Source organism: Actinocorallia libanotica, assembly GCF_039525175.1.
Taxonomy (GTDB): domain Bacteria; phylum Actinomycetota; class Actinomycetes; order Streptosporangiales; family Streptosporangiaceae; genus Actinocorallia; species Actinocorallia libanotica.
In genome coordinates this window covers 47,976-67,160 of the sequence record NZ_BAAAHH010000031.1, presented here as the reverse complement: position 1 = coordinate 67,160, position 19,185 = coordinate 47,976, and the positions used below count along the sequence as shown (strand labels likewise).

General features: G+C 72.6%; 17 protein-coding genes. 9 read left to right on the top strand and 8 right to left on the bottom strand.

Features of this window, described 5'->3' with window-relative positions; genetic code table 11:
* Positions 1–145 precede the first annotated feature (145 nt).
* Positions 146–853: a nucleotidyltransferase family protein gene (locus ABD140_RS29990; RefSeq protein ID WP_344244407.1), complete on the top strand. Its 708-nt coding sequence runs from the start codon at positions 146–148 to the stop codon at positions 851–853.
* Positions 854–923: 70 nt separating this feature from the next.
* Here the strand turns inward: ABD140_RS29990 and lexA are convergent, their stop codons facing one another.
* Positions 924–1,604 carry a transcriptional repressor LexA gene (gene lexA / locus ABD140_RS29985; RefSeq protein ID WP_344244405.1) on the bottom strand — a complete coding sequence of 227 codons (681 nt, stop codon included), beginning with the start codon at positions 1,602–1,604 and terminating at the stop codon, positions 924–926.
* Between the two features lie 396 nt (positions 1,605–2,000).
* On the opposite strand from lexA, the gene nrdR reads away from it, so the two are divergent.
* The 3 genes from nrdR (at position 2,001) to ABD140_RS29970 (ending at position 6,475) form a co-directional block, all read left to right on the top strand.
* Positions 2,001–2,456 (top strand): transcriptional regulator NrdR, encoded by a 456-nt coding sequence (gene nrdR, locus ABD140_RS29980; RefSeq protein WP_344244403.1) that lies wholly within the window; start codon positions 2,001–2,003, stop codon positions 2,454–2,456.
* Between the two features lie 140 nt (positions 2,457–2,596).
* A complete protein-coding gene (locus ABD140_RS29975) occupies positions 2,597–5,428 on the top strand; it encodes a vitamin B12-dependent ribonucleotide reductase (RefSeq protein ID WP_344244401.1) in 2,832 nt (943 codons plus the stop codon).
* A gap of 141 nt (positions 5,429–5,569) precedes the next feature.
* The gene (locus ABD140_RS29970; protein ID WP_344244399.1) at positions 5,570–6,475 is read left to right on the top strand and encodes a helix-turn-helix domain-containing protein; all 906 of its coding nucleotides are present in this window, start codon (positions 5,570–5,572) and stop codon (positions 6,473–6,475) included.
* 57 nt (positions 6,476–6,532) lie between these two features.
* Here ABD140_RS29970 and ABD140_RS29965 read toward each other — a convergent pair whose 3' ends face one another.
* Positions 6,533–7,399, bottom strand: coding sequence for an oxygenase MpaB family protein (locus tag ABD140_RS29965; RefSeq protein WP_344244396.1), 867 nt, complete (start codon positions 7,397–7,399; stop codon positions 6,533–6,535).
* A 287-nt stretch (positions 7,400–7,686) separates the two neighbouring features.
* Between ABD140_RS29965 and ABD140_RS29960 the strand changes: the two genes are divergently transcribed.
* From ABD140_RS29960 to ABD140_RS29945, 4 genes are all read left to right on the top strand, one after another.
* Positions 7,687–8,862 carry a TerD family protein gene (locus ABD140_RS29960; RefSeq protein ID WP_344244394.1) on the top strand — a complete coding sequence of 392 codons (1,176 nt, stop codon included), beginning with the start codon at positions 7,687–7,689 and terminating at the stop codon, positions 8,860–8,862.
* Between the two features lie 9 nt (positions 8,863–8,871).
* Entirely contained in the window at positions 8,872–9,588 is a 717-nt protein-coding gene (locus tag ABD140_RS29955) for a ribonuclease HII (protein ID WP_344244393.1), read from the top strand.
* Between the two features lie 84 nt (positions 9,589–9,672).
* Positions 9,673–12,060 carry an AAA family ATPase gene (locus ABD140_RS29950; RefSeq protein WP_344244392.1) on the top strand — a complete coding sequence of 796 codons (2,388 nt, stop codon included), beginning with the start codon at positions 9,673–9,675 and terminating at the stop codon, positions 12,058–12,060.
* A 268-nt stretch (positions 12,061–12,328) separates the two neighbouring features.
* Positions 12,329–13,177, top strand: a complete 849-nt coding sequence (locus ABD140_RS29945; protein WP_344244391.1) for a 5-oxoprolinase subunit C family protein — start codon at positions 12,329–12,331, stop codon at positions 13,175–13,177.
* 24 nt (positions 13,178–13,201) lie between these two features.
* Here ABD140_RS29945 and ABD140_RS29940 read toward each other — a convergent pair whose 3' ends face one another.
* Positions 13,202–14,260, bottom strand: coding sequence for a winged helix DNA-binding domain-containing protein (locus ABD140_RS29940; protein ID WP_344244389.1), 1,059 nt, complete (start codon positions 14,258–14,260; stop codon positions 13,202–13,204).
* Between the two features lie 159 nt (positions 14,261–14,419).
* On the opposite strand from ABD140_RS29940, the gene ABD140_RS29935 reads away from it, so the two are divergent.
* Entirely contained in the window at positions 14,420–14,806 is a 387-nt protein-coding gene (locus tag ABD140_RS29935; RefSeq protein WP_344244387.1) for a PPOX class F420-dependent oxidoreductase, read from the top strand.
* Here the strand turns inward: ABD140_RS29935 and pxpB are convergent.
* From pxpB to ABD140_RS29910, 5 genes are all read right to left on the bottom strand, one after another.
* The gene (pxpB, locus tag ABD140_RS29930; protein WP_344244384.1) at positions 14,796–15,389 is read right to left on the bottom strand and encodes a 5-oxoprolinase subunit PxpB; all 594 of its coding nucleotides are present in this window, start codon (positions 15,387–15,389) and stop codon (positions 14,796–14,798) included. The genes ABD140_RS29935 and pxpB overlap by 11 nt on opposite strands.
* Positions 15,386–16,129, bottom strand: a complete 744-nt coding sequence (locus ABD140_RS29925; protein ID WP_425544166.1) for a LamB/YcsF family protein — start codon at positions 16,127–16,129, stop codon at positions 15,386–15,388. Before ABD140_RS29925 ends, pxpB begins: the two co-directional genes overlap by 4 nt.
* Before the next feature lie 68 nt (positions 16,130–16,197).
* Positions 16,198–16,563 (bottom strand): hypothetical protein, encoded by a 366-nt coding sequence (locus tag ABD140_RS29920; RefSeq protein ID WP_344244382.1) that lies wholly within the window; start codon positions 16,561–16,563, stop codon positions 16,198–16,200.
* Positions 16,564–18,075 (bottom strand): TY-Chap domain-containing protein, encoded by a 1,512-nt coding sequence (locus ABD140_RS29915; protein ID WP_344244381.1) that lies wholly within the window; start codon positions 18,073–18,075, stop codon positions 16,564–16,566.
* Positions 18,076–18,079: 4 nt separating this feature from the next.
* Complete coding sequence (locus ABD140_RS29910) at positions 18,080–19,135, bottom strand: TY-Chap domain-containing protein (protein ID WP_344244379.1); 1,056 nt, start codon at positions 19,133–19,135, stop codon at positions 18,080–18,082.
* Positions 19,136–19,185: the final 50 nt, after the last annotated feature.

Genomic DNA, 19,185 nt, shown 5'->3' with positions numbered 1-19,185 from the left:
TCAACGGCCGAGGACCTTCAACGGCCGGGGATCCTCGACGGCCCGAGGATCCCCGGCGAAAAGTAACGAGCAGTAAGGTCCTGGTCATCCCGGCGTAACGTCCGTGCGGCAGGGTGGAACCCGTTCGGATGAAGGAGGTTCCACCGTGACCCACGTGCGGCAGGCCGTGATCCTGGCCGGGGGCAACGCCACCCGGCTGCGGCCCTACACCGACCGCGTCCCCAAGGCGCTCGTCGACGTCGGCGGCAGGCCGATCCTCGAGCACCAGGTCGAGTGGCTGGCGGCCGAGGGCGTCGAGCACGTGGTGGTCTCCTGCGGGCACCTCGCCGAGATGCTGCGGCGGCACGTGCTGGGCCGCGCCTTCCCGCTGGAGGTGAGCCTGGCGGTGGAGGAGCGGCCGCTGGGCCGGGGCGGCGGGCTGAAGCACGCGGCACGCGCGCTGCCCTTCGGCGACGAGCCGTGGCTGGGGCTCAACGGCGACATCCTCACCCGCTTCCCGCTGGACGACCTGGTGCGCCAGCACGCCGACTCCGGGGCGCTGGCGACCCTGGGCGTGACCGCGCTGAAGTCCCCCTACGGCGTCGTCGAGATCGCCGTGGACGGCCGTATCACCGGCTTCGACGAGGCGCCGGTGCTGCCGCACTGGGTCAACGCCGGGGTGTACCTCTTCGAGCCGGGCATGCGCGAGCTGCTGCCCGACCTCGGCGACCACGAGACCGCGACCTTCCCCCGCCTCGCCGCCGGGGGAAGGCTCGGCGCCTACGAGATCGACGGGTACTGGCGGGGCATCGACACCGCCAAGGACCTCAAGGAGGCCAACCGGGACCTGCGGGCCCTCGGCTGGGCCGCCTGAACCCCGGGCGGAGCGCCCCACGGCAGGATGAGGAGCCGCCCCCGCGAGCGGGGGCGGCTCCTCCGTGCCGTCAGATCTTGCGCAGGACCGCGACGACCTTGCCCAGGACGCTGGAGGAGTCGCCGGGGATGGGGTCATAGGCGGGGTTCTGCGGCAGCAGCCAGACGTGTCCGTCCTGGCGCTTGAACGTCTTGACCGTGGCCTCGCCCTCGATCATCGCGGCCACGATGTCGCCGTTGTCGGCGTCGGGCTGCTGACGCACCACGACCCAGTCGCCGTCGGTGATGGCGGCGTCGATCATCGAGTCGCCCTGCACCTGCAGGAGGTAGTGGTCGCCCTCGCCGACGAGCTGCTTGGGCAGCGTGAAGACGTCCTCGATGGACTCCTCGGCCAGGATCGGGCCGCCGGCCGCGATCCGGCCCACCAGCGGCACGTAAGCCGGGGAGGGGCTCTCCCCGTAGGAGGCGGCCGGGTCGGCGGAGTGCGCGGACCGTCCGCCGGGCACGCGCACCTCGACCGCGCGGGGGCGGTTGGGGTCGCGGCGCAGGAAGCCCTTGCGCTGCAGGGTGCGCAGCTGGTGCGAGACGCTGGAGGTGCTGGTCAGCCCGACCGCCTCGCCGATCTCCCGCATCGACGGCGGGTAGCCGCGCCGCTGGACCGAGTCGCGGATCACTTCGAGCACCATGCGCTGGCGCTGGGTGAGGCCGGTCTCGTCCAGGGGTTCCTCAGGCGTCTGAGAGACCTTGCCCATGGCGCCTTCGCCTCCTGTCTCGTGTGCTCGTCGTCCGCTCAGGCCGGGTGGCTCGCGCCACAGAACGTTAGCGCGTTTCCGGACAATGATCAAACAATTGTTCGAGATTGGCGCCGCCGATCTGCAGGGACCGCTCCGATTATCGTACATCCGTTCTATCGAAAGGGGATTCGAGGAATGCTTCAAGAAATGGGCGTTTCCGCGCCGGGCCCGCGACACGCCGCAGGGGTCCCTGTGACCAGGGTCTACCGCCGGGGCGGGCGTTCCGGCTTGCGAAGGGGGTGCCGGGGGCTTAGGTTTGGACCACAACATCTAGTAGTTACACGGATGTAACTAGCCACAAGTTGTGGTCCCCTGGTGAATAGTTGACCCCGGTCCGTGGGAAGGAGCAGGGACGTGCACTGTCCATTCTGCCGTCACCCCGACAGCCGGGTGATCGACAGCCGGTCCACCGAGGACGGCGCGGCCATCCGGCGCCGCCGTTCCTGCCCCGAGTGCGGCAAGCGGTTCACCACCCAGGAGACCGTGCTCCAGATGGTGGCCAAGCGCAGCGGGGTGACCGAGCCGTTCATGCGGGAGAAGATCATCGCCGGGGTGCGCCGGGCCTGCCAGGGCCGCCCCGCCGACGAGGACGCACTGGCCGCGCTGGGCCAGAAGGTCGAGGAGGCCATCCGGGCGACCGGGGCCGCCGAGATCCAGTCCCACGAGATCGGCCTGGCGATCCTGGGGCCCCTGCGGGAGCTGGACGAGGTCGCCTACCTGCGTTTCGCCTCGGTCTACCGGGGCTTCGAGTCGATCGACGACTTCGAGAAAGAGATCAACGCCCTGCGAGGCCGGGGTTCGCCGGAATGAGGAAGCCGGCGAACCCGCTGTAGACACCGCGGGCGCTCAGTTGAAAACACACCCCCCTCCGGTCGGTGCACCGGAGCCGGGTGCGATCAGTCATGTGTGAGCGAAGGGCCCCGACGAGGAGGGCCCAGTGAGGGGGAGACATGACCGAGACGGTCAGCGGACCGGCTCGTCGTGGCAAGGCCGCGGTGCGCAAGGGCCTGAAGATGCAGCGCATCTTCACCAAGCCCGGCGTGCACCCCTATGACGAGATCGACTGGGAGCGCCGGGACGTCGTCATGACGAACTGGCGGGACGGCTCGATCAACTTCGAGCAGCGCGGCGTGGAGTTCCCCGCCTTCTGGTCGGTCAACGCCGCCAACATCGTCACCACGAAGTACTTCCGCGGCGCGGTCGGCACCCCGCAGCGCGAGTGGAGCCTCAAGCAGCTCATCGACCGGGTCGTGCGGGTCTACGCCGACACCGGCCGCGAGCACGGCTACTTCGCCTCGGACGAGGACGCCGAGATCTTCGAGCACGAGCTCAAGTACGCCCTGGCCCACCAGGTCTTCAGCTTCAACTCGCCGGTCTGGTTCAACGTCGGCACCAAGTCGCCCCAGCAGGTCAGCGCCTGCTTCATCCTCTCCGTGGACGACCAGATGGAGTCGATCCTGGAGTGGTACAAGGAAGAGGGCGTGATCTTCAAGGGCGGCTCCGGCTCCGGCGTCAACCTCTCGCGCATCCGCTCCTCCAAGGAGCTGCTCTCCTCCGGCGGCACCGCCAGCGGCCCCGTCTCCTTCATGCGCGGCGCCGACGCCTCGGCCGGCACCATCAAGTCCGGCGGCGCCACCCGCCGCGCGGCCAAGATGGTCGTCCTGGACGTGGACCACCCCGACATCGCGGAGTTCATCCAGACCAAGGCCCGCGAAGAGGACAAGATCCGCGCCCTGCGCGACGCCGGGTTCGACATGGACCTCGGCGGCAAGGACATCGTCTCCGTCCAGTACCAGAACGCCAACAACAGCGTGCGGGTCTCCGACGAGTTCATGCGCGCGGTGGAGGCCGACGGCGAGTTCGGGCTGCGCGCGCGGCTGAACGGCGAGGTCATCGAGACCATCCGCGCCAAGGACCTCTTCCGCCTCATGGCGCAGGCCGCCTGGGAGTGCGCCGACCCCGGCGTCCAGTACGACGACACCATCAACGACTGGCACACCGCGCCCGAGTCCGGCCGCATCACCGCGTCCAACCCCTGCTCGGAGTACCTGCACCTGGACAACTCCTCGTGCAACCTGGCCAGCATCAACCTGCTGAAGTTCCTGCGCGAGGACAACACCTTCGACGTCGCGTCGTTCGTGAAGCTGGTCGAGCTGATCATCACCGCGATGGACATCTCCATCACCTTCGCCGACTTCCCGACCGAGAAGATCGGCGAGACCACCCGCGCGTTCCGCCAGCTGGGCATCGGCTACGCCAACCTGGGCGCGCTGCTCATGGCCACCGGCCACGCCTACGACTCCGAGGGCGGCCGGGCCATCGCCGCGGCCATCACCTCGCTGATGACGGGCTCGGCCTACCGCCGCTCGGCCGAGCTGGCCGCCGCTGTCGGCACCTACGACGGGTACGCCCGCAACGCCGAGGCGCACAAGCGCGTCATGCGCAAGCACGCCGCGGCCAACGACACCATCCGCACGCTGGAGGAGATGGACAAGGCCCTCCACGTCGAGGCCACCCGCGAGTGGGCGGAGTGCCTGCGGCTGGGCGAGAAGAACGGCTACCGCAACGCCCAGGCGTCGCTGCTCGCGCCGACCGGCACCATCGGCCTGATGATGGACTGCGACACCACCGGCATCGAGCCCGACCTGGCGCTGAAGAAGTTCAAGAAGCTGGTCGGCGGCGGCTCCATGGAGATCGTCAACCACACGGTGCCGCGCGCCCTGCGCAAGCTCGGCTACCAGCCCGAGCAGGTCGAGGCGATCGTGGAGTACATCGCCGAGCACGGCCACATCGTGGACGCGCCGGGGCTCAGGCGCGAGCACTACGAGGTGTTCGACTGCGCGATGGGCGAGCGCTCCATCAGCCCGATGGGCCACGTGCGGATGATGGCGGCGGCCCAGCCGTTCCTGTCCGGCGCCATCTCCAAGACCGTCAACATGCCCGAGAGTGCGACCATCGAGGACATCGAGAAGGTCTACTTCGAGGGCTGGAAGATGGGCCTGAAGGCGCTGGCCATCTACCGCGACAACTGCAAGGTCGGCCAGCCGCTGTCGGCGGCGAAGAAGAAGGAGGAGGTCAAGGAGGCTCCGGCCGCCGCGGCCGCCCCCGTCCCGGCCGCTCCGGTCCGCCCGGTGCGCCGCCGCCTGCCCAAGAAGCGCCCCGCCACCGTCACCCGCTTCTCCGTCGCGGGCGCCGAGGGCTACATGACGGCGTCGTCCTACCCCGACAACGGCCTGGGCGAGGTCTTCCTCAAGCTCGGCAAGCAGGGTTCGACCCTCGCCGGCGTCATGGACGCCTTCTCGATGGCGATCTCCATCAGCCTCCAGTACGGCGTGCCGCTGGAGACGTGGGTCGAGAAGTTCACCAACATGCGCTTCGAGCCCGCCGGGATGACCGACGACCCCGACATCCGCATGGCGACGTCCTTCATGGACTACATCTTCCGCCGCCTGGCCCTGGACCACCTGCCGTACGAGTCCCGCGCGGCACTGGGCATCTTCTCCGCCGAGGAGCGCACCCTCCAGGCCGCCGGCGAGGACCCCGCCTCCCTGCACACCGAGGAGGCCGAGACGGTCGAGGCCCTGGCCCAGTCCGCGGAGATCAAGCCCCAGGCCGAGCTCCTCCCGGTGTTCGCCGAGGCCCCGGCGCGCGTCGACGCCACCGAGAGCCACGGCCGCCGCACGGCCGACGCCCCGATGTGCATGACCTGCGGCACCAGCATGCGTCCCGCCGGAAGCTGCTACGTCTGCGAAGGCTGCGGCTCCACCAGCGGCTGCAGCTGACACGAGGCAGAAGTACACGAAGGGGGCCCGGATCCGTCCGGGCCCCCTTCGCCTTCGGCGGGGGTCCCCGCGGAACTCGCCTTGGCCGGTTCCGCCGGGAACGGTTGACCTTCCAGCGGGTGGAAGGTGGAGGGTCGGTGCATGAGCGCGAGCACGGAGTTGTTCACCATCGGGCAGCTCGCCCGCAGGACGGGTCTTGCGGCGCGCACCATCAGGTTCTGGTCGGACCTGGGGGTGGTGCCGCCGGCCAGGAGGTCGGCGGGCGGCTACCGGCTCTACGACGTGGAGGCGGTGGCCCGGCTCGAGCTCGTCAGGACGTTGCGGGAACTGGGGCTGGGCCTCGACGCCGTCCGTGCGGTGCTGGCGCGCGGCACGACGGTCGCCGAGGTGGCCAGGGCGCACGTCGCGGCGCTGGACGTGGAGATCCGGGTGCTGCGGTTGCGCCGGGCGGTGCTCAGCACGGTCGCCGCACGGGAGAGCACGATCGAGGAGACGGTGCTGATGCACAGACTGGCCAGGCTGTCCGCGCGCGAGCGGCAGCAGTTGATCGACGACTTCCTGGCCGAGGTGGCCGAGGGGATCGACCCCGGCACGCCCGCCATGGGGGTCGTCCGGAGCATGCGGCGGCTGCCCGCGGAGCTGCCGGACGACCCGGCGCCCGAGCAGGTCGACGCCTGGATCGAGCTGGGGGAGCTCGTCACCGACGAGGACTTCCGGCGGAAGGTCCGCGCCATGGCGGTGGCCGGCGACGGGGCGGAGGAACCCGCCCGCGGACCCGACCCCCGGCTGGTCTTCGAGCACGCCGGACGGGCGCTGGCCGAGGGCGTTGACCCCGCCTCGGAGGCGGGGCGGGAGGTCCTGGACCGCGTCGTGGCCCCGGACACGCCGGCGGAGCACCGCGCCCGGATGCTGGAGCAGCTGGAGACGTTCACCGACGCCAGGGTCGAGCGCTACTGGCACCTGCTGGCGCTCATCAACGGCGAGACCCCCGCTCCCGCGGCCGTTCCGGCCTTCGAGTGGCTGATCGCGGCGCTGCGGGCGCGCTAGTGCGCAAGGGCCGAAGGGGAGCCGGGGAGAGAGCGGCTCCCCTTCGGCGGGGATCGGTCAGACGACCGGGAGGCCCTTGCGCATGCGGCGGCGGAAGTCCCACAGGTAGACGTTGAAGGGGAACTCGCGGGCCGCGGCGGGCATGACGCGGTTGACGGCCGCGGCGAGGCGGACGTAGCGGTCGAGGAGGAACTGGGAACGGCGGTTCCACTTCAGGCCCAGCAGGTCGCGGAACTCCTGGGGGAGGAAGCCTGCGGTCAGGAAGAGCATGAAGGGGCCGAAGAGCCGCTGAACGGGGGAGGGCAGGAAGCCCAGGGTGGCGAGGTCGTGCAGGAACCCGCGGGTGTAGTCGTCGACCTCGAGCTTCTTGACCTCTTCGTTCCAGTAGGCGTCGAAGGCCTCGAGATCGGCCGGCCACATGTCGGGGGAGACCTGGAGGCTGGTGGCGAACCGGGCGGAGTGCCGGTAGAAGGCGGCCATGTCCTCGCGGCCCAGCGGGAGGTCCAGTGCCTTGATGAGGTCCACGGATCCCCGGTAAAGGCAGGCGGCCACCCACAGCTGCAGATCGGGGGAGAAGGCGTTGTACCTGACCGCCGCGCCGGGCTCGGAGTGGACCTGGCGGTGGGCGCGGTTGATCTCCTTGCGCAGGTACTCCCGCTCGGCCGCGGTGCCGTTGCTGGCGACGGCCAGGAAGGTGAGGGTGGTGCGGCCCCGCTTGATCGGGTGCTTGTCGAGCCTGCCGGTCTCCACCTTGCTCTCGGCGACGCCGTAGCCCACCTTGATGTTGGAGAGCTGCATGACCACGTTGGACATGGCGAGGGAGAGCGCGAATCCGTTCAGGGTGTCCCTCGCCACCTGGGGGATGGGCTCGTCCTGGAAGGTCTTGTGCCGCTCGGGGGGCGGGGGAGCCACGGCGCTCGTCATGGGGGCCTCACTTCATGCGCGGGGGTGGATGCGCGGTTGGATCTCATCCAAAGTGACATAAGTAACCAGTTACTTTCAACATGTCCCGCATCACAGGATCGCTCCGGGGCCCGATGTCGTTACAGGAGTACCGCAAGAGGAGCGCGTACGATACTCGTCGAAGGCGCGGAACCGTGCATGGCGCGCTTCGGTTCCGGGCCCGGTCAACGGGGGGCGTGGGTGTCCGCGCCCCCTGTCCGCTCATCTCCAGCCTCCGTGAACCCCCGCCCCCGCCACTGGAGCCCGCGATGCAGCTTCCCAAAGGTGCGAACGTCCCCGTCCCCGCCCCCGCCGTACGGGTGGAACTGAACTGGACGGCAGGTCCCGACGCCGACGCCACCGCCCTGGTCCTCGCCGGCGGCCGGGTCCGCGGCGACGACGACATGGTCTTCTACAACCAGCCGGCGCACCCCTCCGGAGCCGTCCGGCACGAGGGAAAGCGGCGGACGTCCGGCGGGGTGGTGGACACCCTGCTCGTCGACCTCGCCCGGGTCGAGTCCGGGATCGACACGATCGCCGTCGTCGCCTCGGCGGACGGCGGTACCTTCGGCCAGTACCGGGGCCTGCGGATCCGGGTGCTGGACGCCGGGAAGGGCACCGAGCTCGCCGTGTTCGAGCCCTCCGACGCCACCACCGAGACCGCCTTCGTGCTCGGCGAGCTCTACCGGCGGCAGGGCGCGTGGAAGTTCCGCGCCGTCGGCCAGGGCTACGACACCGGGCTGGCCGGGCTGGCCACCGACTTCGGGATCACCGTGGAGGACGCGCCCCCGCCCCCGCCCCCGGTGAGCCTGCAGAAGATCACGCTGACCAAGCACGAGCCCTCGGTGTCGCTGACCAAGCGCGGCGCGACGTCCGGGGCGATGCGGGTCAACCTCAACTGGATGGTCCAGGGCACCAGCACCCCCACCAAGGGCAGGTTCCCCTCCCTGGGCACCACCCGCCACCTCGACCTCGACCTGTGCTGCATGTGGGAGCTGCAGGACGGCCGGAAGGGCATGATCGACCCGCTGGCCAGGAGCTTCGGCGCGTACGGCGAGCCGCCTTACGTGCTGCTGGACGCCGACGACCGCACCGGCGCGCGGGCCGAGGGCGAGAACCTCACCATCAACCTCGACCACGGCGCGCAGTTCCGGCGGCTGCTGGTGGTGGCCGTCATCTACGAGGGCGCCGACAGCTTCGCCGGGCTGCACGCCACCGCCACCCTCTACCCGCAGCAGGGCGCGCCGATCGAGATGTTCCTCGACGAGTGCGACGTCCCCCGCGCCCGGACCGCGGTGATCGCCCGGATCGACAACGTCGGCGGCGAGCTGGTCGTCACCCGCGAGGGCCGCTACTTCGCCGACCACGGGCGCAAGGGCGGCAAGCAGCTCGCGGACGAGGCCTATGGCTGGGGTTTCCGCTGGACGGTCAGCCGCGGCAAGTAGCCTTCGTCCATGACCGCTGTTCCCGAGCCCGCCGCCTGCGCGGGCTACGCGATCGAGGAGACGCTGCGGGCGGCCGGAGCCGTCCGGATCGCCGGGGTCGACGAGGTGGGCCGGGGCGCCTGGGCCGGTCCGGTCACGGTGTGCGCGGCGGTCGCCGACTTCGGCGCGCCGCCCGTGCTGGAACGCCCGCGCCGCCCGGTCCGCCTCACCGACTCCAAGCTGCTGAGCGCCGCCCACCGCGAGGCGTTCGCCGAGCTGCTGCCCGGCTGGCTGCGCGCCCACGCGATCGGCGAGGCGAGCGCGGCGGAGATCGACGAGCTGGGCATGACCGGTGCGCTGCGGCTGGCGGCGGTGCGCGCGCTGGAGGCGCTGCCGCAGCGGCCCGACGCGATCATCCTGGACGGCAAGCACGACTTCCTCGGCTCCCCCTGGCGGGTGCGCACCGAGATCAAGGCCGACCAGAGGAGCGTCTCGGTCGCGGCGGCGTCCGTTCTGGCCAAGGTGCACCGCGACCGCCGCATGGCGGAGCTCCCGGACTGCGACGCCTACGGGTTCGCCGAGAGCGCCGGATACCCCTCGCCCCGGCACCAGGCGGCGCTGGAGGAGTTCGGCCCCACCGGGCACCACCGCCTCACCTGGTCCTACCTGGACGACCTGCCGCGCTGGCGGCACCTGCGCAGGCACCGCGACCCGCGCGCCGGGGAGGGCCAGCTGAGCCTGATGTGAGCTCCCCGTTCCCGGAATTTCACCTGACGGGGAGCGCCGGACCCTGGACGCGGCGGCCTTCACCGGTCAGGCTTTTCCCTCAAGATGGAAGCGTCGGGACGCCCGAAGGACCGGCCGCGGACCTGTGCGGCGCGGGAGCTTTTCGAGCGCACTCGGGCGGGTTATTTTCAGATCCATTCTGGAATAAGGCGACTTGCTGGGCTCTTCCTGCTGGCGCTCACCCTCACCGGCGCGGTGGTGGCCGGGCTGCCGGTGGGGAACGCCATGGCCGCCGCCCTCCTGCTGCTGGTGGTGGTCGATCTGACGTTCCGCTCCCCGGCGGGGATCGCCGTCCTCGCGGTCGTGGCCTGCTGGCTCGCCGTGGTGGTCCCGCTCGCCCGGCTGTTCTCCGAACCGGCGCATCATGTGGCCTTCCTGGCCCTGCTGGGCCCCTGCGCCGCCCTGGCCTCCCTGCACCTGCGCGGCTACGTCCCCTGGCGCAGCGCCCTGTGGGCGCTGGGACTGGCCGGGCTGACGACGGTGGTGCTGGCCCATCCCGCGCCCCGGCTGCACGTCGCGCCCGCCTGGGCGGCGGCGCTGCTCGTCCTGGCCTACCGGTGGGACCAGGCGCGCCGGATGGCCGCCGCCGACTCCTACGACTCCGGCTGGGTGGAGGAGGCGGTCCAGCCCGCCGGGCCCCCGGCGGCCGCCCCGGTCCCCGCCGCGGCCGCTCCCGCCGCCCGTCCCGCGCCGCGGCCCGCGGCCGAGCCGCCGTCCGAACCGGAACCCGAGCCGCCGCCGTCGGCGGCCGCCGCGCTGGCCGAGCTGGAGGACATGATCGGGCTCGCCCCGGTCAAGCAGCAGGTCCGCTCGATCGCCGCGTCCATCGAGGCCGCCCACCTGCGCGCCGAGGCGGGGGTGCCGATCGAGAAGCCGCTGCGGCACCTGGTCTTCACCGGCCCGGCCGGCACCGGCAAGACCACGGTCGCCCGCGCCCTCGCCAAGATCTTCTACGCGTTCGGGCTGCTGCCCTCCGCCCGGGTCGTCGAGGTGCACCGCGCCGACCTGGTGGGGGAGTACCTCGGCGCCACCGCCATCAAGACCAACCAGGTGGTGGACTCCGCGCTCGGCGGCGTGCTCTTCGTCGACGAGGCGTACTCGCTGGTCAACACCGGCGACGGACAGCCCGACCGGTTCGGCAACGAGGCGGTGCAGGCGCTGCTCAAGCGGGCCGAGGACGACCGGGACCGGCTGGTGATCATCCTGGCCGGGTACGAGGCCGAGATGGAGGAGTTCCTCGACTCCAACCCCGGGCTCGCCTCCCGCTTCGGCACCCGCGTGCTCTTCCCCGGCTACCGGCCGCCGGAGCTGCTGGAGATCTGCCGCGCCAACGTGGAGGCGCGCGGCGACGTGCTGTCCGACGAGGCCCGCGCCTACCTGGAGTCCTGCTTCACCGAGATCCAGCGGCGCGGCATCGTCGACCAGCTCGGCAACGGGCGGTTCGTGCGCTCGCTGGCCGAGAGCGCCGCGCGGGCGCGCGACCTGCGGGTGGTCTCGCAGAACGCGCACCCGTCGGCGGCGGAACTGGTGACGATCGGCGCCGCCGACATGCGGACCGCCTACGAGGAGCTCACCGCCCGCTACCGCGGCTACGCCGAGACGCCCACGCTGGAGGAGGCGCTGGCCTCCCTCGAGGCGATGATCGGCCTGGCCCCGGTCAAGAAGCAGGTACGCGAGATCACCGCGCAGCTCCAGGTGCGGCGGCTGCGCGTCGCGCAGGGCCTGCCCGCCCAGCCGCCGATGCGGCACTTCGTCTTCACCGGGCCGCCCGGCACCGGCAAGACCACGGTCGCCCGGGTCCTCGGCCGGATCTTCGCCGCGCTGGGCCTGCTGGCCCGGCCCGACGTGGTCGAGGTCTCCCGGGTCGACCTGGTCGGCGAGCACCTGGGCGCCACCGCCATCAAGACCAACAAGGTCATCGACTCCGCGCTCGGCGGCGTGCTCTTCATCGACGAGGCGTACGGCCTGGTGGGCACCGGCTACTCCGGCGGCGACGCCTTCGGCCAGGAGGCGATCCAGACCCTGCTCAAGCGGGCCGAGGACGACCGCGACCGCCTGGTGGTCATCCTCGCCGGCTACCCCGCCGACATGGACCGCCTGCTGGCCGCCAACCCGGGGCTCGCCTCCCGCTTCGACACCCGGATCCCCTTCCCCGCCTACGGCCCCGACGAGCTGCTGCGCATCGCCGTCACGATCGCCGCCGAGAACGGCGACCGCTGGGACGACGCCGCCCTGGACGACCTCGCCCTCCTCTTCCAGCGCGCCTGCGGCCGCGGCGCCATCGACGACCTCGGCAACGCCCGCTTCGCCCGCACGGTCTACGAACGGGCCTGCACGTCCCGAGACGTCCGCGTCTCCACCCTCCCCGCCCCCACCACCACCGACCTCGTCACCCTCACCCAGCCCGACATCCACACCGACGGCCCGACCTGATCCCGGCACGCGGTGTACCTCGACGGCCCGGCCCGATCCCGGGGCACGATCCACGCCGACGGTCGGGGACGTTCTGAGGCACGGTCCATGCCGACGGCCTGGGATGCTCCCAGGGCGTGTTCCATGCCGATGGGCCGGGTGATCCCGGGGCATGATCCACACTGAGGGCCCGTGATGTCCCGGGGATGCTCCCGGGGTGTGATCGACGCTGATAGGACAGGGTGGTCAGGGGCGTGACCGAGGTCGAAGGGGCGGGGTGGTCCGGAAGATGATCGAGGTGGTGCGGCCCGGTCCGCTGGCGACGGTTCAGGATCCGGGGAGGCCCGGGAGGGCGGAGCTGGGAGTGCCGGTGTCCGGGGCCGCCGACGCCGTGGCCTTCGGTCTGGCCAACCGGCTGGTCGGCAACGCCGCGGGCGCCGCCGCGCTGGAGCTGACCTTCGGCGGCGCGCTTCTGCGGTTCGGCCGGTCGGCGTGGATCGCGGTGACCGGAGCGCCCGCGCCCTGGACGCTGGACGGGCGGCCGAGTCCGTTGAACGCGCCGTGCTTCGTTCCGGCGGGGGCGAGCGTGGAGGTGGGGTTTCCGGACCGCGGCCTGCGCACCTACCTGGCCGTCCGGGGCGGCATCGACGTCGAACCCGTGCTGGGCAGCCGTGCCACCGACCTGCTCTCGGGCCTGGGGCCGCCCCCGCTGGCCCCGGGTACCCGCCTGCCCGTGGGCGAGGCGGCCGGGGAGTTCCCCCGGGTGGACGTGGCGCCCGTTCCGGAGCCGCCCGTCGAGCCCGTCCTGCGCGTCCTTCCCGGCCCGCGCGACGACTGGTTCGCCGCCGACGCGCTGGCCCTGCTGACCGGCTCGCGCTACGAGGCGACCGCGCAGAGCAACCGCGTCGGCGTCCGCCTGACGGGCCCCGCCCTCACCCGCGTCCGCGAGGGCGAGCTGCCCAGCGAGGGCATGGTGACCGGCGCCCTCCAGGTCCCGCCGGAAGGCAGGCCCATCCTCTTCCTCACCGACCATCCCACCACCGGCGGCTACCCGGTCCTCGCCGTCGTCGTCACCCGCGACCTCCCCCTGGCCGCCCAGCTCCGCCCCGGCGACCACGTGCGCTTCCGCCTCGCCTGAGACCGTCGTCCGCGGTCGCCGGATTCAGAGGAGTTCCTTCCAGCGTTCCCGTTCCTGCCGCAGCGGGTCGGCCGGCACCTCCTCCCACAGGGAGGTCTCGCCGGTCGCGGGGTCCCAGGTGCCGGCGACGCGGCCGCCGTGCAGGACGACCGGGGCGATCCAGCCGGCGGCCCGGCTGACCTCGGCCCTGCGGTCGGGCGGGATCAGGAAGGACGCGTCGGTGCCGGCGCCCAGGACGTACTGGTCGAAGGGGCCGAGCAGGCGGACGGCGGGGGAGGGCGCCGACTCCAGCAGCCCGTCCAGCTCGCAGGTGAGGGCGTGCATCTCCTCGCCCTCCACCTCCACCTTGGTCAGCTCGTCCTCGAGGGCGGCGAACCAGCGCTTGACGTCGGCCTTGCGGCTCGTCTTGCGCATGAGCCAGTTGTCGAACATGAGCGGGGTGGCGGGGCCGTGCGCGCCCAGGTAGGCGCGCAGGACGACCCGCGCCGCCTCCTCCACCGGGGGGAGGCCGCCGAAGCCGGGGGAGGTGAAGGTGACCTTGCCGCCCCGGGAGGGGCCGTGGCAGAGCACGCCCCACCAGGCGAGCGGTTTGAGCAGGGTGCCCCAGCCGGAGCCGAGCGCCTGGCGCAGGTGTTCGGAGCCGGTGCGCTCCAGGACGGCGGCGGTGAGCTCCTCGCGGGTGAGCACGGCCCCGTCGAGGACCTCGCGGGCGGCCGCGGCGATCGTCTCCAGGTCGGCGGGGGTGGCGCCGAAGGCCTTGGTCCAGCTCGGCTTCTCCCAGTTGCGGACGGTCGCGCACAACGCCAGGTACGCGGGCGCCTCCTCGCGGGGGAGCAGGTGCAGGGTGCCGCGCATCGCCCACGTCCGGACCAGCCCCGGCTCGATCACCCCCCGGGCGCCGACCTCCCCGGGCGTGGCCGCGCCGCGCGCCGCCAGGGCGGCCGCGGCGGCGGAGGACACCTGGGCCTGCACCCCCGCCAGCCGCCGGACGACGGCGACCGGATCGCCGTGCTCTTCGGGTTCGAGCAGGAACTGCCGGCGCATCCGCCAGGCCAGCACCTGCGGCCACGTCAGTCTCCGCATGAACGCTGACGCTACGCCACCCCACCGACATTCCTTCCGGTCATGAGTCCGCTTCCGCACCGGGAATAAGTCCGCGGGACGGCGGGTTTCCCGGCGCACGGGCGGAAATGATCAACCGGAGCGCGACGCCGCCCCGGACGACGCGGAAGGGAAGAGAACATGGCCGAGTTGAGCGACAAGGCGAAGGCGCTGCTGGAGCGGCCGATCCCCGGCTGGGTGACCACGCTGGACAAGGACGGCTCCCCGCACAACACCGTGGTGTGGGTGGGCCTGGACGAGCGCGGCGTCTACTTCAACACCGCGGTCGGGCGGGTCAAGGAGCGGCACCTGCGGCGGAACCCGCGCGTGTCGGTCAGCGTCCTGGACCCCGAGGACGCCTACAACCTGGTGAGCGTCACCGGCACCGCGACCCTGGAGTCCGAGGGCGCCGACGCCGTCATCGACGCGCTGGCCGGCAAGTACATGGGCGTGGACGAGTACCCGTTCCGCAAGGACGGCGAGCAGCGCGTCACCGTCCGGATCCGGCCCGAGAAGATCATCGGCTAGGGACGAACCGCACCCTGTCGCCGGGGCCCAGCAGCGAGGGCGGGTCCCGGCGCACGTCCCACAGCACCAGGTCGGTGCGGCCCAGCAGCCGCCAGCCGCCGGGCGACGCCGACGGGTAGACCGCGGTGTAGGGGCCCGCCATCGCCACCGACCCCGCCGGGACGGACGTTCGGGGCGTGCTGCGGCGCGGCACCCGCAACGCCGGATCGAGCCCCGTCAGATAGCCGAAACCGGGAGAGAAGCCCAGGTAGGCGACGGTGTACTCGGCGGCGCCGTAACGGGCGACGACCTCGGCCACGGACAGGCCCGTCAGCTCCGCGACCTCCGCGAGGTCGGCGCCGTCGTAGACGACGGGGATCTCCACCGACCGTCCGGCCGGCGCCTCGTCACCGGCCTCCAGGTCGCGCAGCCGCCGTTCGAGGAGTTCCAGCCCGCCGGAGGCGACGACCAGCACCGTCGCCTCGCCCGGCACGACGTCGGTGACTCCGGGCAGGTCCGCGGCGAGGATCGCCGCGCGCAGCGCGTGCGGGGAGGCGGCCTCCACCAGCAGGCCCCGGTCCCCCGCCCGGCGGACCTCCCTCACGTGAACGGGATGATCTTGACGCCGGCGTCGCTCAGCGCGCCGCGGACCGTCCTGGCCAGCTCGACCGCGTTCGGGGTGTCCCCGTGCACGCAGATCGACCGGGCGGAGACCGGGACGACCGTGCCGTCGATCGCCTCCACCTCGCCCTTCACCGCCATGCGCACCGCGCGCTCGGCGACCTTCTGCGGGTCGGTGACCACCGAGACCGGCGAGCGCCGCGGCACGAGCGTGCCCTCGGGAGTGTAAGCGCGGTCGGCGTAGCACTCGGCGACCGTCTGGAGCTCGTCGTGGACCTCGGCGAGCACCGAGCCCGGCAGGGTGAGCACCGGCAGCGACGGGTCGAACGACAGCACGGCCTCGGCCACCGCCGCGGCCTGCCCCCGGTCGTGGACGACGCGGTTGTAGAGCGCGCCGTGCGGCTTGACGTAGGAGACGCGGCCGCCGCAGCTGCGCGCGATGCCGTCGAGGGCGGACAGCTGGTAGAGGATCTCCGAGGCCAGCTCGTCGAACGGCACGTCCATCGCCCGGCGGCCGAACCCGGCGAGGTCGCGGTAGGAGACCTGGGCGCCGATCGCCACCCCGTGCGCCACCGCGGTGCGGCAGGTCACCCGCATGATCAGGGGGTCGCCGGCGTGGAACCCGCAGGCGACGTTGGCGCTGGTGACCACCGACATGAGCGCGGTGTCGTCGCCCAGGCGCCAGGCGCCGAAGCCCTCACCGAGGTCGGCGTTCAGGTCCATGCTGCGCAGATCCATGACGGTGGCCCTCCTTCCCGAGGCCACGGAGGGCCCGGCGACCAGGCGGTCGGTCACGGGTATACCTCCTCGCGGATGTCGTGAACCTCGGTGACCGGCGCCCATGCCTGGTAGACGCCCCGGTCGAAGTGCTCGAGGCCCAGCGCCTCGGCGACGGGGGCGAGTCCGCCGGTGTACTCCACCCGCAGCCAGCCCTCGTGCTCGCCGAGGATGATGAAGGGCTCGTCCCGCCAGCGGCAGCGGGTCACCACGTAGCAGAGCCGCTCCACCTCGGCGGCGGGGACGACCTTCACGAACCGGCCGGGGGCGGCCGCGACGAACCCCATCCGGGGGTCGGCCGAGTACAGCCGCACCTCCTCGTGGGCGGGGCCGCACGGGAACTCCTCGCCCTGCCAGCGGGCGTAGTAGCCGTCTCTCATCTACACCGCCACCCATCGGGCGCCGTCGGCGTCGAACAGCGCCACCAGCGTGCACCGCCCGCTCCGGTCGAGCCGGTAGATCTCCGCGCCGTGCGGCAGCCGCTGGCTGTCGACCTTGAACTCCGGGATCGCCAGGCCGGTGCCGGGCGCGAAACCGGTGCCGTCGAACGGCGGGTGCTCGACGACCCAGCCGCCGGGCATCGCCGCCATCGCCGCCTCGTCGGTCCCGCCGTACGGGGGGCGCAGCAGCTCGGTGAACGCGGCGTGCCAGCGCAGCACGTGCACGGCGTCGTCGTCGGGGGAGAAGGAGGAGCCGCGGTGGCCGAGGCCGAGCGCGGCGTACATCTGCTTGGGCGTGGCCAGCTGGAGCACGTCGGACACGCGGTGGACGTATCCGGCGACGCGGTCGTACCCCCCTTCGAGGTAGTGCACGACCAGCGGGTGCGGCAGCACCTTCTGCATCACGGGCCGGACCGGGGAGCCGCCGACCCGGGCGATGGTGAAGGGGTCGAGGTAGCCGGCGCCCGGAAGGCCGTCGTCGATCGCCAGCCGCCAGTGCGGCTGGGGCCACCGCTCGGCGAGCGTCCGCAGGTCGGTCACCTGGTGCTGCTCGGGAGGCGGCGCGGTGAACGCCCGCACGTAGACGCCGTCCTCGTAGACGACGGTGCCCGCCGCGTACAGCTCGGCGCCCAGCAGGACCTCCAGATAGCCGTCCTTGTCGCCGTTGGCCTTGGCCTCGGCGAGCCGGATCGCCGTCTTGTTCGACCGGGAGGACCGCGAGGGCTCGGGGACCGGGGCGGCGGGCGGGGCCGGAGCGGTCGGCGGCGCCGGGGGGACCGGGGTGTGGGAGACCGCGGACTCGGGCACCGCGGAGGGCTCCGGATGCTGCGGAAGCGGCGGCTCCGGACCGTCCGCGGCACCGGGCTCCGCCTGCACGGGCGGGGCCTCCGGCCCCGCAGGAGGTGCCTCCGGCGGGAACGGCAGCGACAGCGGCTGCGTGTGCAGCACGGGCGGCGGCGGCTCGGGCGGCGAAGAGGGCGCGGGCGCCGGCTCCAGGGCGGGGGAGAGGTGCTTCTCGGCGGGCCGCAGCGGATCGGACTGCTCCAGGCCCAGCTCGGCCAGGTCGAGGAAGACGGAGTCCCGGAAGGCCTCGTAGACCAGGTCGGCCGGCGCCGCCGTGCCCTGGACGTCGCGCAGCGCGATCACCATGATCGAGGCCAGCCGCCGGAACGCCGCGGGAGGCGAGCCGAACGGCAGGTCGAACGTCCAGTTCCCGTACGCCTCGGGCCGCTCCCAGCCCAGCTCGGCCAGCCGGTCCTCGGCGCGGGGGTCGAAACGCAGGTCGGCCATGAGGACCTCGCTGCTGACCGCCTCGGCGTGCACGTTGTCGCCGGTACGGAAGGCCTGCACGTAGTGGCTGCCCTGCACCCTGCGGTGCACCACCAGCACCATCTGCGGGTGGAGGCCGGCCAGCTCCCGGGCCAGCCGTTCGGTGAATTCCGCCCAGTCCATGGCGTCAGGCGGTCCGGCCGGCCGGGGTCCACCCGCCGCTCACGGCGTCGAACACCGCGAGCAGGCCGCGCTCGGACCACAGCTGGGCGCCGTGCGGCAGCCTGATCGCCTGGCCGGCGGCGGGAACGGGATCGGCGGGGGCGGGGTCGGGGGCGGCCGGCGCGGAGCCCGGCTCCACCAGCGTGGCCTGCGGCGAGGAGCGGTGCATCGTGTCCAGCCGGAGGATCATCGCCGCGTCCAGCTGGATCTCGCTGGGCAGGTCCAGGTTGATGGTCAGGTGCCAGGACGGGTCCGGCCAGGACCTGGCCAGCGCGGCGAACGTCGTCCTGCGGTGCAGCCCCGCGTACCCGGCGGCGCCCTGCGCCTGCACCGAGGTGAACGCCAGCACGTGGGTGACCCCGTCGCGCTGCGCCGTCTGGAACTCCCCGCCCTCGGCGGCCTCGGCGCCCGTGCCGCCCGCGGGGAGCAGCAGCTCGGCGCCGAGCAGGAGGTCGAAGTAGGCGAGGTGGTCGCCGCGCAGCCGCGCGTCGGCGAGCCTGTCCTCCAGCGAGGGGTGCGCGGCGGTCGGGGCGCCGTCGACCGGCGCGGCGATCGGGCTGGGCCTGCGGTCGGCGACCCGCTGCGGGTCCGCCGGCTCCAGGCCGAAGCCGGTCAGCTCGATCAGCCCCGCCCCGTGCCGGTGGAAGGACTCGTACACCAGGTCCAGCGGGCGCCGGACGCCCTGGACGTCGCGCAGCGCGGTCACCATCATGTCGGCGAGCATCGCGCACCCCGGCGGCCCGGTGTCGGGCGGCAGCTCGGTCCACCAGTTGGCGGGCGTCCAGTCGGGGGTCGGCGGCCGCCACCCGGCCTCGGCGAGGACCTCCTCGTCGGAGGGGCCGAGCAGCAGCGGTCCCTCCAGGAAGTTGTTGCTCACCGCCTCGGCGTACAGCCGGTCGGGCTCGCGCATCGCCTGCACGTAGTGCCTGCTCTCCTCGCGCTCCCGAACGATGAGGATGGTGTCGCGGTCGAGGTTCGCGAGCTCGAGGGCGAACCGCTGGGCGAACTCCGACCACTCCAAGGCGAAAACTCCACTTCCCGTCGCGGGGAGTCCCCCGGTCCTCGTGCGCA

Bases quoted from the DNA above. Each gene is read 5' to 3' on its own strand.
- lexA (WP_344244405.1), bottom strand. From the start codon at position 1,604: ATGGGCAAGGTCTCTCAGACGCCTGAGGAACCCCTGGACGAGACCGGC.
- ABD140_RS29975 (WP_344244401.1), top strand. From the start codon at position 2,597: ATGACCGAGACGGTCAGCGGACCGGCTCGTCGTGGCAAGGCCGCGGTG.
- ABD140_RS29970 (WP_344244399.1), top strand. From the start codon at position 5,570: ATGAGCGCGAGCACGGAGTTGTTCACCATCGGGCAGCTCGCCCGCAGG.
- ABD140_RS29965 (WP_344244396.1), bottom strand. From the start codon at position 7,399: ATGACGAGCGCCGTGGCTCCCCCGCCCCCCGAGCGGCACAAGACCTTC.
- ABD140_RS29960 (WP_344244394.1), top strand. From the start codon at position 7,687: ATGCAGCTTCCCAAAGGTGCGAACGTCCCCGTCCCCGCCCCCGCCGTA.
- ABD140_RS29955 (WP_344244393.1), top strand. From the start codon at position 8,872: ATGACCGCTGTTCCCGAGCCCGCCGCCTGCGCGGGCTACGCGATCGAG.
- ABD140_RS29950 (WP_344244392.1), top strand. From the start codon at position 9,673: ATGGAAGCGTCGGGACGCCCGAAGGACCGGCCGCGGACCTGTGCGGCG.
- ABD140_RS29945 (WP_344244391.1), top strand. From the start codon at position 12,329: ATGATCGAGGTGGTGCGGCCCGGTCCGCTGGCGACGGTTCAGGATCCG.
- ABD140_RS29940 (WP_344244389.1), bottom strand. From the start codon at position 14,260: ATGCGGAGACTGACGTGGCCGCAGGTGCTGGCCTGGCGGATGCGCCGG.
- ABD140_RS29935 (WP_344244387.1), top strand. From the start codon at position 14,420: ATGGCCGAGTTGAGCGACAAGGCGAAGGCGCTGCTGGAGCGGCCGATC.
- ABD140_RS29925 (WP_425544166.1), bottom strand. From the start codon at position 16,129: ATGGACCTGAACGCCGACCTCGGTGAGGGCTTCGGCGCCTGGCGCCTG.
- ABD140_RS29920 (WP_344244382.1), bottom strand. From the start codon at position 16,563: ATGAGAGACGGCTACTACGCCCGCTGGCAGGGCGAGGAGTTCCCGTGC.
- ABD140_RS29915 (WP_344244381.1), bottom strand. From the start codon at position 18,075: ATGGACTGGGCGGAATTCACCGAACGGCTGGCCCGGGAGCTGGCCGGC.